This is a genomic window from Siminovitchia fortis, assembly GCF_003605365.2.
Classification (GTDB): domain Bacteria; phylum Bacillota; class Bacilli; order Bacillales; family Bacillaceae_C; genus Siminovitchia; species Siminovitchia fortis.
This window is the reverse complement of record NZ_QYTU02000019.1, coordinates 53,887-68,809: the sequence shown is the minus strand read 5'-3', so window position 1 is coordinate 68,809 and position 14,923 is coordinate 53,887. Positions and strand designations below refer to the sequence as shown.

Genomic DNA, 14,923 nt, shown 5'->3' with positions numbered 1-14,923 from the left:
TTGTCTTTTTTTCTTCAAATAGAATCAATCGTGATCTGAATATTCAATCACTTACCCCGGGTATGGAAAATCAATGCTTGACTATGCTTTTTACTCTTTATGCAACGCTAGTGAGGAAATTATAAAGCGTTTAAGTTGTTGATAACTCATTATCTTTTTGTGCTACGTCCGGCTCCAGCGCCTATCGACTAGCAGACTTCACGCTTCTTCCTACGATAAGTCAACATCGCTCCGCTGCGCTGCGCGTGTTTCCTTTATCTCGTCAGAAGCGCTCCAGTCTGTACGTCGATAAACAGGCGCTTACGCCTTTGTTCTTTAAAGGGAAAGAGCGCTTCCCTTTCTATTTGTCCAGCTGCGGGGCTAATCAAGGCGCCTCCGCTTTTCTATATATCAATTGGCCTTTTATTTTCATCCAGGGTGAACCCCTCGCCCATGACATCATGGACGACGATGACGGATACGAAGGCATGGGGATCAATGGCATGGATGATCCTTTTCAAATTCACTATTTCATTCCTGCCTACAACACAGTACAGAACCTCTCTATTTTCCTTTGTGAACGAGCCATAGCCTTTCAGCATGGTGACTCCTCTGCCCATTTCTTTCATGATGGCAGCTGCCAGCTGGTCATAACGCTTTTCGGATATGATCATGGCGCCTCTTGCAGCGTACGCCCCTTCCTGCATAAAATCGATCACGCGGGCGCCGACAAAAACAGCAACAAGTGTATACATAGCCTCCTTATGGTTCAAATAAGTCAAAAGCGAAACAAGAATTACAGTCGCATCAAATGCAAACATTGTCCTTCCCATGCTAATTCCTTTATATTTAAAGACGAGTCGTGCGATAATATCTACACCGCCGGTTGTTCCGCCAAAGCGAAAAATGATTCCCAGGCCGATGCCGGCAAATACCCCGGCAAACAGGGCGGCGAGAAAAAGATCCCCTTCGAGCGGGATGGCGATTTGGAACCTTTGGAAAATGAACAGGAAAACGGAAACTGCAACCGTTCCGATTACTGTATAAAGAAAGGATTTTTTTCCGAGCAATTTCCATCCGACTAAAAAGAGAGGAATATTCAAAACAAGGTTGCTGTATGACGGATCAATATTGAAAAGGAAGTATAGGAGGAGAGTTATTCCTGTAAATCCGCCTTCAGCCAAATTGTTTTGCATATTGAAGTGTACGAGTCCGAATGCAAATATGGCAGCTCCCAAAAGAATCAGGAGAATATTTTTAATCTTTAATTGAAAAAACACCGCTACGCCCCCTGCAACAAAATAATTTTGGAATTCTAATTATAACCAATACAGGAATATAACAGCAACTTCAAGCAATTGAGCACTTTCGTTTGTATATGAAAAAAGAATTAGCTAACATATGGTAAGAAGGTGAGTACAAATGGAGGATAATAAAACAATCAGGCAGCTCCAGAGTGAAGTGGATGAATACATAGGACAGTTCAAGGAAGGCTATTTTAGCCCACTAGCGATGACTGCCCGGTTGACAGAAGAACTTGGTGAACTGGCCAGGGAAGTCAACCATTATTATGGAGAGAAAAAGAAGAAAAGCGACGAAAAAGAAAATACGGTCCAAGAAGAACTTGGCGATTTGCTTTTCGTCATCATTTGCCTGGCGAACTCGCTTGATATAGATCTGCAGACAGCCCACGATCAAGTGATGCATAAATTTAAAACGAGAGATAAAGACAGATGGACTAAAAAGGACGAAGGTGATGTTAGTGAATGAAACAATTCGGATAATAGTGGCGGGCCCTCGCGGCCGGATGGGAAAAGAAGCAGTCCAGCTTGTTAAAGAGACGCCGCAATTTGAACTTGCTGCAGTAATTGACAGGAAGAATGAAGGAAAGCTCCTTTCCGATGTGGAAGGCTTTGCAGGTTTGGATGTTCCTGTATTTACGGATCCTGCAGAATGTTTCCAACAGGCAAATGCAGATGTTCTGATTGACTTAACGACTCCCGAAAGAGGATATATACATACAAAAATGGCATTGGAATATTCTGTCCGGCCGGTTGTCGGAACGACAGGCTTTACTCCTGAACAGCTCGATGAATTAAAGGGATTGGCGGAAGAGAAGGGGATTGGGTGCATTATCGCTCCAAATTTTGCCATCGGTGCTATCTTGATGATGAAATTTTCAGAAATGGCGGCTAAATACTTTGATGATGTAGAAATCATAGAGATGCACCATGATCAAAAGCTTGATGCGCCTTCAGGCACCGCTATTAAAACGGCAGAAATGATCAGCAATAACAGGAAAGCGAGAAAACAGGGGCATGAAGATGAAAAGGAAACGATTTCGGGTGCACGCGGCGCCGATTTTGAAGGCATGCGCATCCACAGTGTCAGGCTTCCGGGATTGATTGCCCATCAACAGGTTCTGTTCGGAGCCGGCGGGCAGACTTTGACAATCAGGCATGATTCTTATAACCGCGCTTCTTTCATGTCCGGTGTAAAAGTATCCGTCGAAACAGTCATAAGATTGGATACCCTGGTTTATGGGCTTGAATCCATTTTAGATTAAGGTGGGATCCAGTTGATTCAAGAGAGTATTGATGTACTTGCATTTGGGGCCCATTCCGATGATGTGGAGATCGGAATGGCAGGATCCATATATAAATGGACGGCATCCGGCAGGAATGTAGTGATATGCGATTTGACGAGGGCGGAGCTATCCTCTAATGGAACCGTGGAAACAAGGCAACGGGAGGCAGCGGAAGCTGCCGGCAAGCTTGGCGTACTCGAAAGAGTAAATCTGAAGCTACCGGACCGCGGACTATTTTTCAAGGATGAATACATCCGTCAGATAGCCGATTTGATCCGAAAATATACTCCAACTCTTATATTTGCTCCATTTTCCGAAGATCGGCATCCTGATCACGGACGCTGCGCTGAACTCGTAAAGGAAGCCTTTTTTTCAGCAGGAATCAGAAAGTATGAGACCCCTGGCGGCTATAACGCCCATAAGGCAATGAATCTGTTCTACTATTTTATTAACAGCCAGCCAAGACCGGATTTTGTCGTGAATATTTCCGGATTCATGGATCAAAAGCTCGCTGCTCTTCAGGCATACCAGTCGCAGTTTCTTCCGGGTGAATCAGGTGTTAAAACTCCATTGACAGATGGATATTTGGAAAGAGTTGAAGCAAGAGAGAGAATTTACGGACTGGAGGCCGGAGTCACTTTTGCAGAAGGATTTAAAACAGACCGGCCGCTTTTAATCAATCAAAACATTTTTGGGGAAGGATTATGAAACTAAAAATAGGCATTACTTGCTATCCGACAGTGGGCGGTTCCGGTGTGGTTGCAACGGAACTTGGAAAACACCTTGCTGAAAGGGGCCATAAGATTCACTTCATATCTTCAAATATTCCATTTCGGCTGAACCTTTGGCATCATAATATTTTTTTTCATCAAGTAACGGTCAATCAATATTCGCTTTTTCAATATCCTCCTTATGATATTGCGTTAGCAAGTAAAATGGCAGAGGTTATCAAAAGGGAAAATCTTGATATATTACATGTGCATTATGCTATTCCGCATGCGGTTTGCGCCATTTTGGGCAAACAGATGTCCGGAACGGATGTGAAGGTTGTAACGACCTTGCATGGGACAGATATTTCCGTTTTGGGATATGATTCAACACTTGCGGAGGCGATCAAGTTCGGAATCGAAAAATCAGACCGGGTTACCGCTGTTTCCCATGCATTGGCCGATCAGACAAAAGAATTGGTGGCACCTGATCAATCCATAGAAGTGATTCACAATTTCATTGATGACAGAATCTATCAAAAGGTGAATATAGAAGGTTTGAAAGAGGCATATGGAATTTCACCGGAAGAAAAAGTGGTTATTCATGTCTCCAATTTTAGAAAAGTAAAAAGAGTCCATGATGTTGTCATCGCTTTTTCAAAAATCGCATCTAAAATAAAGGCCAAATTACTTCTTGTCGGTGACGGCCCGGAAATGACAGATATTTGCGGGCTTGTAGAAAAGCTGTCTTTGGAGGAAGAAGTGTTGTTCCTCGGCCGGCAGGATCATTTGGAAGAACTCTATTCGATGAGTGACCTGATGCTTCTTTTATCGGAAAAAGAAAGCTTCGGCCTTGTCGCCCTTGAAGCGATGGCATGCGGCGTTCCATGTATCGGAACAAGGGTCGGCGGCATTCCGGAAGTGATTGAAGATGGATATAACGGCTTTTTATGCGAGCTTGGCGATACAGATGAAGTTGCGGATAAAGCATTGCTTTTACTGAAAAACGAAGAATTGCTGGACCGATTTTCCCGGCAGGCGATGGCCGTTCCCGGTGAGCGTTTTGCTTCTGATATGATTGTTTCCCAGTACGAAGATTTATACGAATCCGTTCTTGGCAGCAAGAAAGAAGGATGAAATCATGAAGGAACCATTTTTGTCGGCACTTCCGATTATCGAGGATATTCAAGAGGCAGGATATGAGGCTTATTTTGTGGGCGGATCGGTCAGAGATTTTTTGCTCGGGAAAGACATCCATGATGTTGATATTGCCACTTCCGCAACGCCCGCAGAATTAAAAGCCATATTTCCAAAAACTGTGGATGTCGGCATTGCCCACGGCACAATTATCGTGATTAGGAATGGACAGGGGTTTGAGGTCACTACATACCGGACGGAGACTGAATATAAGGACTACAGGCGCCCTGAGTCTGTTTCCTTTGTCCGCCAATTGACAGAGGACCTGAAACGCCGTGATTTTACAATGAATGCGATAGCCATGGATAAAAATGGTTCGCTTGTCGATCCATTCGATGGACAGAAGGCGTTGAAGGATAAGGTGATTGAAACGGTCGGTTCAGCTGATGAGCGGTTTCAAGAGGATGCCTTGCGTTTGATGAGGGCGGTCCGTTTTGTAAGCCAGCTCGGTTTCCGGCTTGAACCGGAAACGGAAAAGGCAATAGAAGTTCATGCACACCTTCTTCAGCATATCGCTTTGGAAAGAGTCATGTCTGAAATGGTTAAAATGCTGGATGGGCCCCACAAGGCGGAAGCATTTCAAATCCTTTTGAAAAGCGGGCTTTATCAATATCTGCCTTCCTTATTCAGCGAAAGAGATGTCCTTTTAACAAGTCTGGATTATGGTGTTTCAACATTGAATGAAAATCAGATGTGGCTTTTGGCTCTGCACTTTTCAAATACCGCCGACAGTGCCGGACAGTTAAAAAAATGGAAGCTGCCGGCAAAAAAAATTAAGGCATTAGTCCGTGCCTTGGATTTTTTAAAGCAGAGAATCGATCATGATTGGACGGCTTATCATTTGTTTACTGCCGGAAGGGATTCGGCAGTACTTGTCGAGACCGTTTACCAAGTCATTCAGCACAGGCCGGCTGATAGCTTCGTAAAGCGGATCAATGACAATTTTGATAAGCTCGCCATAAAAGCAAGGGATCAGTTGGCTGTGACAGGCGATGATCTGTTGATATGGGCAGATGCACCCGGCGGCCCCTGGGTGAAAGAATTGCTGGAAAGCATTATAAAAGCTGTGTTGGACGGGGCAGTTGCCAATGACAAACAAGAAATCAGGAGGTGGATAAAAACTTGCGGGCTTCTATAAGACAACAATTGATTGAGGCACTTTCAGGAGCGGGCGGAGAATTTCTGTCGGGACAGGCTCTGGCGGAAATCATCGGCTGCTCCAGAACGGCCATTTGGAAACATATTGAGGAATTAAGGAAAGACGGTTTCGTTCTGGAAGCCGTCAGAAACAAAGGGTACAGGATTGTCAGCACTCCTGAAGATATAACTGAAAATGATATCCTATACGGCCTTGAAACCGACCGGTTCGGAAGAAACGTCCACTATTATGAATCTCTTGGATCCACCCAAAAGGAAGCGCATCAGCTGGCGTATGACGGGGCCCCTGAAGGAACACTTGTCGTGGCTGAAGAGCAAACATCCGGAAGGGGAAGGCTTGGAAGGGAATGGCATTCTTTAAGCGGCAAAGGAATTTGGATGAGCCTCATTGTAAGGCCGGATCTGCCGCCCCAACAGGCCCCCCAATTCACATTGATCACCGCCGTCGCCGTAGCCCGGGCCATCGAGGAGATCACGGGCATTACACCGGAAATCAAATGGCCGAATGACGTGTTGATCAATGGAAAAAAAGTGGTCGGGATCTTAACCGAGCTGCAAGCGGAGTCCGATAAAATTTCTTCTTTGATCATCGGAATCGGAATGAATGCCAATCACGGGCCAGAAGATTTTCCGCCGAATGTTGCACATACGGCCACATCACTTTTTATTGAAAAAGGAGAAAAGATTTCACGGGCTGCCCTTATCCAATCCTTCTTAAAATATTTCGAAAGATATTATTCAATATATATAACGGAAGGATTTAAACCTGTGCGTATTTTATGGGAAAGCTACGCCATCAGCATCGGAAAGAGAATCAAGGCAACTACTGTAACGGGCGTAATTACCGGCCGGGCAATTGGGATAACTGATGAAGGAATATTGAAAATTGAGGATGATGAAGGGATCATCCACAATATTTATTCTGCCGATATACAGCAAACTTAAGTCCAACTTGGATGGCATTTCCGCTTTTATTGGTCTTTCGACGAAATATTTGCTATACTTTTTTTGGGCGGTATCATTTATTGAGCTGCACCACAAAATATTGGGAAAAACGATTATTTCTGCCTTGATCCTCTAAAAGGACGGGGACAGAGGACCGAAACGAACGAGTGACAGTTGCGGAGTCCTTCTGCCTTTTTTTGGGGAGGACTCCTTTTGGTGTTTAAACTGCCGCTTGATTCATTTCGTATCCTCTACAAAAAAGGAGGATGGACAAAATGAAGTCAACAACGGATTTTTTGAAAATGAAACAAGCCGGGGAAAAGATTGCGATGCTCACTGCCTATGATTACCCACAGGCGAAGCTTGCGGAAGAAGCCGGGGTGGATATGATCCTTGTCGGTGATTCCCTGGGAATGGTCGTGCTGGGCTATGATTCGACGGTGCCCGTCACAACGGATGATATGATTCATCACACAAAAGCGGTTAAGCGTGGCGCGAAGGATACATTTATTGTCACGGATCTTCCTTTTATGACCTTTCGTATAAGCAAGGAAGAGGCTCTGAGGGCTGCAGGTAAAATCATGCAGGAGAGCGGGGCGCATGCTGTCAAGATTGAAGGCGGGGGAGAAGTAATTGAAACGATCAGAGCCCTGACAAGTGCGGGAGTACCTGTTATGGGTCATCTCGGATTGACACCGCAGACAGCCGGGGTTCTTGGCGGATACAAGGTACAGGCAAAAACGGCAGAGGCTGCTTCTGAATTGATTGAAGAAGCGAAAAAATGTGAAGATGCCGGCGCTTTTGCCATCGTATTGGAGTGTATTCCGCACCAGCTTGGCAAAGAGGTCTCTTCCAAAATAAATATACCGGTAATCGGGATTGGGGCAGGCCCTGATACAGATGGACAGGTTCTTGTCTTTCATGACGTTGTCACATTCGGTGTTGACCGTGTCCCTAAGTTTGTCAAAAAATTTGCAGATATAAATGTTGAAGCATCAGCAGGCATTGGGAAATACGTGGAGGAAGTAAAATCAAGCGTGTTCCCCGATCTTCAGAAACATACATTTGAAATGAAGCAGGAAGAACTGGCTTCATTGTACGGAGGAAAATAAATTGATCACAATCACGACAAAGCAGGAAATGCAGCAGCTGGCGAAACAACATAAAGAAAAAGGAAGATCCATCGGATTTGTTCCGACCATGGGCTATTTGCACGAAGGACATTTGACACTTCTCAAAGAAGCGAAAAAAAACAATGACATTACCATCATGAGTATTTTTGTCAACCCGCTTCAATTTGGCCCTGGCGAAGATTTTGATGCCTATCCCCGAAACCCTGAAAGGGACACAAAGCTTGCGGAGGAAGCCGGCGTCGACATTTTATTTATGCCAAGCCCGGAAAATATGTATAATAGCGAAAAATCCATCAGAATGACCGTATTAAACAGGACTGATGTCCTGTGCGGAGTCAACCGGCCGGGCCACTTTGACGGAGTCGTCACGGTATTGTCCAAACTATTTCATATTACACTGCCTGACCGCGCTTATTTCGGTTTAAAAGATGCGCAGCAATTTGCCGTTGTGTCCGGTCTTGTTGAAGATTTTGATTTTCCGCTTGAGATCGTCCCTGTCGAAACAGTCAGGGAGTCAACTGGCCTTGCGGTCAGCTCAAGAAATGTCTATTTGACCCCTGAAGAGCGGAAACAGGCGCCTGCCTTATATAAAAGCCTGCAGAAGGCGGAAGAATTATTAAAAGATGGCGTGCAGGACATTGCAGCCATCACAGGAAAAGTAAAAGATTATATCAGAACCCATATGCAAGCAGATATTGATTATGTGGAATTATTGAGTTTTCCTGAACTGGAGCAGATTTCCGTTCCTAATGGAAAAGTGATCGTTGCTGCCGCTGTCAAGTTTTCAAAAGCAAGGCTCATCGACAATATCATCATTGATGTTTAGTTCGATTATTTTCGGGTGGAAAGAGGGCTCATATATGGTAAACTAACTAAAGAGAAACGATTGTTTTAGGATTAAAGGTGTGAAGAGGATGGCAGGCAAATATGTTGTAGTAGATGTTGAGACAACGGGGAATTCATATGTTAAAGGATCCAGGGTGATACAAATTTCTGCAGTTACTGTGGAAAACTCCCGCATCACGGATCAATATACTTCTTTTGTCAATCCCGAAGTGCCCATCCCTTCTTTTATTAAAGAACTGACAGGCATCGGTGAAGAAGAGGTAGCCGAAGCACCCCGATTTGGAGAAATTGCCGGGGTGATCCATTCCATATTGGATGGGGCGATTTTTGTGGCCCACAACGTAAAGTTCGACCGCAGTTTTATTGCCGGGGAATTGGAAGATGCCGGTTTTGCCAATCCCATTGAAAAAACCTTGGATACGGTCGAGCTGGCGAACATCCTCCTGCCAAAGGCTAACAGTTATAAATTGGAAGAACTTTCAGATCAAATGGAGCTTGAGCATATTACACCGCACCAGGCGGACAGTGATGCCCTTGCTACAGCGGAATTGCTGTTAATGCTATTGGAAAAAGCAAAAAACCTTCCCATGGCGACTCTGGAAAAGCTTTGTGAATTATCGAAAAACCTGAACAGCAGCATGTTTTCTTTTTTTGAGTCGGTCAAAAAAGAAAAGGAAAGCCGGCTGGAAAGCCTTCCCGAAGGCCTTGAATCGTTTCGCGGTATTGTGCTGAAGAATAAACAGATGCCGGCAGGGGAGGCTCCGATCCGATCACTGGATTATCCAAAAGGTATAGATGACAAAGTCAAACTCCTGCAGCCTTTGTTCAAAGAATTTGAGTCCCGGAACGGACAGTACGAGATGATGGATACAGTATACCAGTCATTCCGGACAAGCACGCATTCTGTTATAGAGGCAGGTACCGGCATCGGCAAGACAATCGCTTATTTGCTTCCGAGTGTTTATTTTTCGGTTGGCCGGCAGGAAAAAGTCATCATTAGTACATACACGATTCAATTGCAGCATCAGATTCTGGAAAAAGAAATAAAAATCCTGAAAGACGCTGTTCCTTTTTCCTATAGAACAGCCCTGATCAAGGGCAGGGAGCATTATATCAACATGCTTAAGTTCGAGCAGACGCTTAAGGAACCGGACTCCTCTTATGATGAAACGATCACAAAAATGAAGATATTAATTTGGCTTCTGCAGACAGAAACAGGAGATATGGATGAATTGAACCTGTCAAGCGGAGGAAAGCTTTACTGGAAGAGAATATGCAATGATGGGTCGTTTGTTGACAGGAACAATGACCCGTGGACTTCCCGTGACTTTTACCTGCACTCCAAAAATCTTGCCGAGAGTGCGGATATTATCATTACAAACCATTCCATGCTTGTCGCTGATTTGGAGCATCCAGTTCTGCCAAAGAGCCATTTTATTGTTATCGATGAGGCCCATCACCTGGAAAAATCCGTACGGACCAAGCTCGGTCGTAAGCTTGATTACAACCATATAAAGTTTTTGCTGGGCAAATTAGGGACAACCGAAAAAAAGAAACGTTTTTACACTCTTGAAAGGTATACGGCCAAAGCTTCGGCTGTTCCTTCTGTTCATTCCTTCGCAGTGGATCATGCGATTCAAAATATAGAGGCTGAAACAGATGATTTATTTACATTGCTGAGCCAAATGCTCAAGCGTACCCGGCCGAATAAAGGGAAAAACAGAAGAGCCAAGTTAAGGGTTTCTGATCAGATCAGATCCGGGGGAAGCTGGCAGAAGGTCATGATGTGTGCCGAGCGCTTTTTGGATTTCCATAAGCTTATTTCCCAGGGGATTCAGGAACGGCTTATGCTCATCAAAAAAAGCCAGGCTTCACTTTCACCTGCAGAGTTGGCGTTCCTGGAAGAAATGGCCGGCTTTCACGGGGAATGGACTGAAATGGGGTTACAGGTTAAACATTTGCTCTCTCAATCGGAAAACAGTGACGTGATGTGGCTGGAAAGTGATCAAAAATGCATGGCGAACAGAACGAGCGTTCATAGGCAGCCGTTGAATATAAACTGTTTTTTATCCGAACGGCTTTTTAAAGAACATAAAAGTGTCGTCTTGACGTCAGCCTCTCTAACAGTGAATAATTCATTTAAATTTTTTAGCGAGGAGATCGGCATTCATTCATTTGACAGGATTGAAACACGATTTGAATCGCCATTTCCATATGAAAAGCAGGTTAAACTGCTTGTACCGACAGATCTTCCGGAAATCAATTCTGTTCCTATGGAGGAATATGCAGAGTCAATAGCCTGTCACTTGATTGCTGTTGCCAATGCGGCTGAAGGACGGATGCTCGTTTTGTTCACATCCCATGAGATGCTTCGAAAAACGCATGAATTATTATACGACAGCAATGAGCTCAGGGATTTTGTCCTTCTGGCCCACGGTGTTTCGTCAGGAAGCAGAAGCCGGCTTGTAAAAAGCTTCCGGCACTTTCAAAAGGCGATCCTTTTGGGAACAAACAGTTTTTGGGAAGGCATCGATATTCCGGGAGAGGATTTATCCTGCCTTGTCGTCGTGAGACTCCCTTTTTCCCCAATTGATGACCCGGTTACGGCTGCAAAATTGGAGTATGTACAAGCAGGCGGAAAAAATCCATTTTCAGCCTACTCTCTTCCTGAGGCCATTATTCAATTCAAACAGGGTTTTGGACGTCTAATCAGGAAAAAAACAGACCGCGGTGTTTTTTTCGTATTTGACCAGAGAGTCATTACATCTGCATACGGAAAGGCTTTTCTAAAGTCCATTCCTTCCATTAAGCTTGAAAAAGGTCCCTTGGATCACCTGATTCCTTCAGTTGAAAGCTGGCTGGATAAAAAGTAAAACGCCGCCGGAAAGCGACGTTTACAATGTGGACTAGATTTTTTAAAAACGACGGCGCCATCATGATATAATGATGGGGATACCGCGTGCTTACTAATATTGTGGCAGAAAACGGGCCGGTTATTAATAACAAAATATGTGTATTGAGGAACGCGTGCTCAATAAAACGAAGATTTTCTGTATTAACGAGGGATGTACATGTATAAATGGCTCGCGATTATTCTTTCCTGCCTGTTAATCGCTGCAGGGATAAGCGGATGTGTATACAGCAAAGCGATGGCGCCCATGAAAAAGGCAAGGGATGCCGCTGAGGAAAGACTGAAATCAGAGACGGACATAAAAAGCGCGGACGAGTTTTATTTATATAATGGTTCGCGGACTTACTATGTGGTGATTGGAAAAAACAGCAAAGGCCAGGAAGCCGCTGCATGGATTCCGGACAATAAAAAAGATAAAGTCCATGTAAAGAAAATATCAGACGGTGTCTCAAAGCAGGACGCAGTCAATAAATTACTGAGCGAAAAAAAACCTAAAGAGATTCTTGGTGTCAGGCTGGGGATGGAAAAGGAACTTCCTGTCTGGGAATTGTCCTATCTGGATGAAAACTCCAACTTAAATTATTATTACATCCATTTCGATTCTGGGAAATGGTTGAGAAAAATAGAAAATTTATAGAGGAAGCAGGGGTTGTATATGATTGAATTATCAAATCGGGTATCCAAAGTTTCACCTTCATCCACACTGGCCATTACAGCAAAGGCAAAAGAATTAAAAGCGAGCGGCCTCGATGTGATCGGGCTGGGAGCCGGTGAACCGGATTTTAACACCCCGGATAATATTATTCAGGCGGCATACCGTTCCATGGGAGAAGGACATACAAAGTATACACCCGCCGGCGGCCTGGCTGAATTGAAACAGGCAATCATCGGTAAATTCAGAAGGGATCAAGGGCTTGATTATAAAGCTTCTGAAATCATTGTTACAAACGGTGCCAAACACGCCCTTTATACACTTTTCCAGGTCATATTGAATGATGGGGATGAAGTGATCATCCCGACTCCATACTGGGTAAGTTATCCGGAGCAGGTAAAATTGGCTGGGGGAGAGCCGGTGTTCATCGACGGAGAAGAAGCCAATCACTTCAAAATTACCGGCAGACAGCTTGAAGATGCGATAACTTCCCGAACAAAGGCTGTCATTATCAACTCGCCGAGCAATCCGACAGGCATGGTCTATTCTAAAGAAGAACTGGGCGAGATTGGGGAAGTTTGTAAAGCAAACAATATATTGATCATCTCTGATGAAATATATGAAAAGCTTCTATACGACGGCCATGAGCATGTTTCAATATCTCAATTGTCGCCTGAACTTAAAGATTTGACCATCATTATCAACGGGGTGTCCAAATCACATTCCATGACCGGCTGGAGAATTGGATATGCGGCGGGAAACGAAACAATCATCAAGGCCATGACGGACGTCGCAAGCCATTCGACTTCCAATCCGGCAACAACATCCCAATATGGTGCGATTGAGGCTTATAACGGAACCCAGGAACCAGTAGAAAAAATGAGGCAGGCATTTGAAGAAAGAATGAACATCATTCATAAAAAACTGATAAATATTCCGGGTGTGACATGCCTGAAACCCCAAGGGGCATTCTATTTATATCCGAACGTCAAAGAAGCTGCTGAAACTGCCGGCTATAAAGATGTAGACAGCTTTGTACGGGCATTGCTTGAAGAGGCGCTTGTGGCTGTCGTGCCGGGTTCCAGCTTCGGTTCACCGGAAAACATCAGGCTTTCGTATGCGGCATCGCTTGAATTGCTGGAAGAAGCGATCAGCCGAATTCATTCTTTTGTGGAGTCTAAAAGTCAATAATATATAGAGGCCACGTGCAATTTGTGCGTGGTCTTTGCATCGAAGGATAAAAAGCGGTTTCCACGCTAGTAAAGACGAGGTGCTGAATATGGATAAAGATATAATAGTGTCGTGGATGGAAGCCGGCATGATTCAGGTCCCGAATCTTTTAATGCAGAAGTACAAGCAGATCGGTTTGGATGAAAAAGAATTGGCACTGTTATTGCATATCCTTTCGTTTATTGAGGCAGGCAACGAGTTTCCTACACCGGAACAATTGGCTGGCAGAATGACGATAAACAGCAGTGAATGTTCCGGCCTGTTAAGAAAACTTGTACAAATGCAGATTCTTTCGATAGAGGAAGGACTTTCAGAAGATGGGATCCGCTTTGAAAAATATTCATTGAGCTCATTGTGGGCAAGGCTTGCCGATGAATTAAAATTTGATAAAAAGCAAAACGGCTTGAAACATACATTGCTCGAGGAACATGACTTATACACCCTTTTTGAGCAGGAATTCGGAAGGCCGCTGTCTCCGATGGAATGTGAGAATCTGGCCATGTGGCTGGATGATGACGGACAGGACCCGGTTATTATCAAAGCTGCTTTGAGGGAGGCGGTTTTGGCGGGAAAGCTGAGTTTTCGCTATATAGACCGCATTTTATTCAATTGGAAGAGAAACGGAGTCCGTACTCTTGAACAGGCGCGGATGCAGGGCATACAATTCAGGCAAAAAACGAAGCAGCCTGCCCAGCCCGCAACAGAAACAACATCAAAGACTATTCCGGTTTACAATTGGCTGGAACCATGACCTTTGACACATTGGAGGTGAATATATGCTGAATAAGCAGGAAATCCGATTTTGCATCGACACAATGGGGGAAATGTTTCCTGAAGCCGAATGTGAGTTGAATCATTCGAATCCGTTCGAACTTGTCATCGCTGTTTTATTATCGGCCCAATGCACCGATGTCCTTGTCAATAAGGTAACCAAATCCCTTTTTAAAAAATATAAATCACCGGAAGATTACCTTAAAGTGCCTGTTGAGGAATTGCAGCAGGATATACGTTCCATTGGGCTTTACCGTAATAAAGCAAAGAATATCCAAAAGCTGTGCCTCATGCTTTTGGAAGAATACGGGGGAGAAGTGCCGGCCGACCGTGATGAACTCGTCAAACTTCCCGGGGTTGGGCGCAAGACAGCCAATGTCGTCGTTTCAGTGGCTTTTGGCATTCCTGCCATTGCAGTTGATACACATGTGGAACGGGTCAGCAAGCGTTTGGCTTTCTGCCGCTGGAAAGACAGCGTATTAGAAGTTGAAAAGGCATTAATGCGAAAAATTCCAAAAGAACTTTGGTCCATCAGTCATCACAGAATGATCTTTTTCGGAAGATACCATTGTAAAGCTCAAAATCCGCAATGCCACATTTGCCCTTTACTCGATTTGTGCAGGGAAGGGAAGAAAAGAATGAAGAAAAGAGATGCAACAGTAATAAATAATAAGAAAAGCGTAAGCGCCTTGCCCATCGACGTACAGACTGGAGTGCCTCCGACGAGATAAAGGAAACACGGCGAGGAACGAGCCGATGTTGACTTATCGTAGGAGGAGGTGCGAAGTCTGCTAGTCGATAGGCGCT

General features: G+C 44.5%; 14 protein-coding genes. 13 read left to right on the top strand and 1 reads right to left on the bottom strand.

Going from position 1 to position 14,923, the window contains the following annotated elements; genetic code table 11:
• Positions 1-383: 383 nt before the first annotated feature.
• Positions 384-1,259, bottom strand: coding sequence for a YitT family protein (locus D4N35_RS10015; protein ID WP_120073064.1), 876 nt, complete (start codon positions 1,257-1,259; stop codon positions 384-386).
• Positions 1,260-1,401: 142 nt separating this feature from the next.
• On the opposite strand from D4N35_RS10015, the gene D4N35_RS10010 reads away from it, so the two are divergent.
• From D4N35_RS10010 to nth, 13 genes are all read left to right on the top strand, one after another.
• Positions 1,402-1,749, top strand: a complete 348-nt coding sequence (locus D4N35_RS10010) for a nucleotide pyrophosphohydrolase (RefSeq protein WP_120073062.1) — start codon at positions 1,402-1,404, stop codon at positions 1,747-1,749.
• Complete coding sequence (gene dapB, locus D4N35_RS10005; RefSeq protein ID WP_268920375.1) at positions 1,742-2,545, top strand: 4-hydroxy-tetrahydrodipicolinate reductase; 804 nt, start codon at positions 1,742-1,744, stop codon at positions 2,543-2,545. The genes D4N35_RS10010 and dapB overlap by 8 nt, the downstream gene beginning before the upstream one ends.
• A gap of 12 nt (positions 2,546-2,557) precedes the next feature.
• Positions 2,558-3,274, top strand: a complete 717-nt coding sequence (gene bshB1 / locus D4N35_RS10000) for a bacillithiol biosynthesis deacetylase BshB1 (RefSeq protein ID WP_120073058.1) — start codon at positions 2,558-2,560, stop codon at positions 3,272-3,274.
• Positions 3,271-4,410, top strand: coding sequence for an N-acetyl-alpha-D-glucosaminyl L-malate synthase BshA (gene bshA, locus D4N35_RS09995; protein WP_120073056.1), 1,140 nt, complete (start codon positions 3,271-3,273; stop codon positions 4,408-4,410). The genes bshB1 and bshA overlap by 4 nt, the downstream gene beginning before the upstream one ends.
• A gap of 4 nt (positions 4,411-4,414) precedes the next feature.
• On the top strand, positions 4,415-5,608 hold the full coding sequence (locus D4N35_RS09990; protein WP_120073054.1) for a CCA tRNA nucleotidyltransferase: 1,194 nt from the start codon (positions 4,415-4,417) through the stop codon (positions 5,606-5,608).
• Positions 5,593-6,573 carry a biotin--[acetyl-CoA-carboxylase] ligase gene (locus D4N35_RS09985; protein WP_120073052.1) on the top strand — a complete coding sequence of 327 codons (981 nt, stop codon included), beginning with the start codon at positions 5,593-5,595 and terminating at the stop codon, positions 6,571-6,573. Before D4N35_RS09990 ends, D4N35_RS09985 begins: the two co-directional genes overlap by 16 nt.
• A gap of 275 nt (positions 6,574-6,848) precedes the next feature.
• Positions 6,849-7,685 carry a 3-methyl-2-oxobutanoate hydroxymethyltransferase gene (panB, locus tag D4N35_RS09980; protein ID WP_120073050.1) on the top strand — a complete coding sequence of 279 codons (837 nt, stop codon included), beginning with the start codon at positions 6,849-6,851 and terminating at the stop codon, positions 7,683-7,685.
• Between the two features lies 1 nt (position 7,686).
• Entirely contained in the window at positions 7,687-8,532 is an 846-nt protein-coding gene (gene panC / locus D4N35_RS09975; protein WP_120073048.1) for a pantoate--beta-alanine ligase, read from the top strand.
• Positions 8,533-8,620: 88 nt separating this feature from the next.
• Positions 8,621-11,425 (top strand): ATP-dependent DNA helicase DinG, encoded by a 2,805-nt coding sequence (gene dinG, locus D4N35_RS09970; RefSeq protein WP_120073046.1) that lies wholly within the window; start codon positions 8,621-8,623, stop codon positions 11,423-11,425.
• 198 nt (positions 11,426-11,623) lie between these two features.
• The gene (locus tag D4N35_RS09965) at positions 11,624-12,100 is read left to right on the top strand and encodes a cell wall elongation regulator TseB-like domain-containing protein (RefSeq protein ID WP_120073044.1); all 477 of its coding nucleotides are present in this window, start codon (positions 11,624-11,626) and stop codon (positions 12,098-12,100) included.
• Between the two features lie 21 nt (positions 12,101-12,121).
• Positions 12,122-13,306 carry a pyridoxal phosphate-dependent aminotransferase gene (locus tag D4N35_RS09960; protein WP_128205403.1) on the top strand — a complete coding sequence of 395 codons (1,185 nt, stop codon included), beginning with the start codon at positions 12,122-12,124 and terminating at the stop codon, positions 13,304-13,306.
• A gap of 88 nt (positions 13,307-13,394) precedes the next feature.
• Positions 13,395-14,096: a DnaD domain-containing protein gene (locus D4N35_RS09955; RefSeq protein WP_120073042.1), complete on the top strand. Its 702-nt coding sequence runs from the start codon at positions 13,395-13,397 to the stop codon at positions 14,094-14,096.
• A gap of 25 nt (positions 14,097-14,121) precedes the next feature.
• The gene (gene nth, locus D4N35_RS09950; protein ID WP_235870351.1) at positions 14,122-14,847 is read left to right on the top strand and encodes an endonuclease III; all 726 of its coding nucleotides are present in this window, start codon (positions 14,122-14,124) and stop codon (positions 14,845-14,847) included.
• The last annotated feature ends 76 nt before the right edge of the window (positions 14,848-14,923 follow it).

Excerpts from the sequence above, each read along its gene's own strand:
- D4N35_RS09965 (WP_120073044.1), top strand. The coding sequence starts at position 11,624 with ATGTATAAATGGCTCGCGATTATTCTTTCCTGCCTGTTAATCGCTGCA.
- D4N35_RS09955 (WP_120073042.1), top strand. The coding sequence starts at position 13,395 with ATGGATAAAGATATAATAGTGTCGTGGATGGAAGCCGGCATGATTCAG.
- bshA (WP_120073056.1), top strand. The coding sequence starts at position 3,271 with ATGAAACTAAAAATAGGCATTACTTGCTATCCGACAGTGGGCGGTTCC.
- nth (WP_235870351.1), top strand. The coding sequence starts at position 14,122 with ATGCTGAATAAGCAGGAAATCCGATTTTGCATCGACACAATGGGGGAA.
- D4N35_RS10010 (WP_120073062.1), top strand. The coding sequence starts at position 1,402 with ATGGAGGATAATAAAACAATCAGGCAGCTCCAGAGTGAAGTGGATGAA.
- panB (WP_120073050.1), top strand. The coding sequence starts at position 6,849 with ATGAAGTCAACAACGGATTTTTTGAAAATGAAACAAGCCGGGGAAAAG.
- dinG (WP_120073046.1), top strand. The coding sequence starts at position 8,621 with ATGGCAGGCAAATATGTTGTAGTAGATGTTGAGACAACGGGGAATTCA.
- D4N35_RS09990 (WP_120073054.1), top strand. The coding sequence starts at position 4,415 with ATGAAGGAACCATTTTTGTCGGCACTTCCGATTATCGAGGATATTCAA.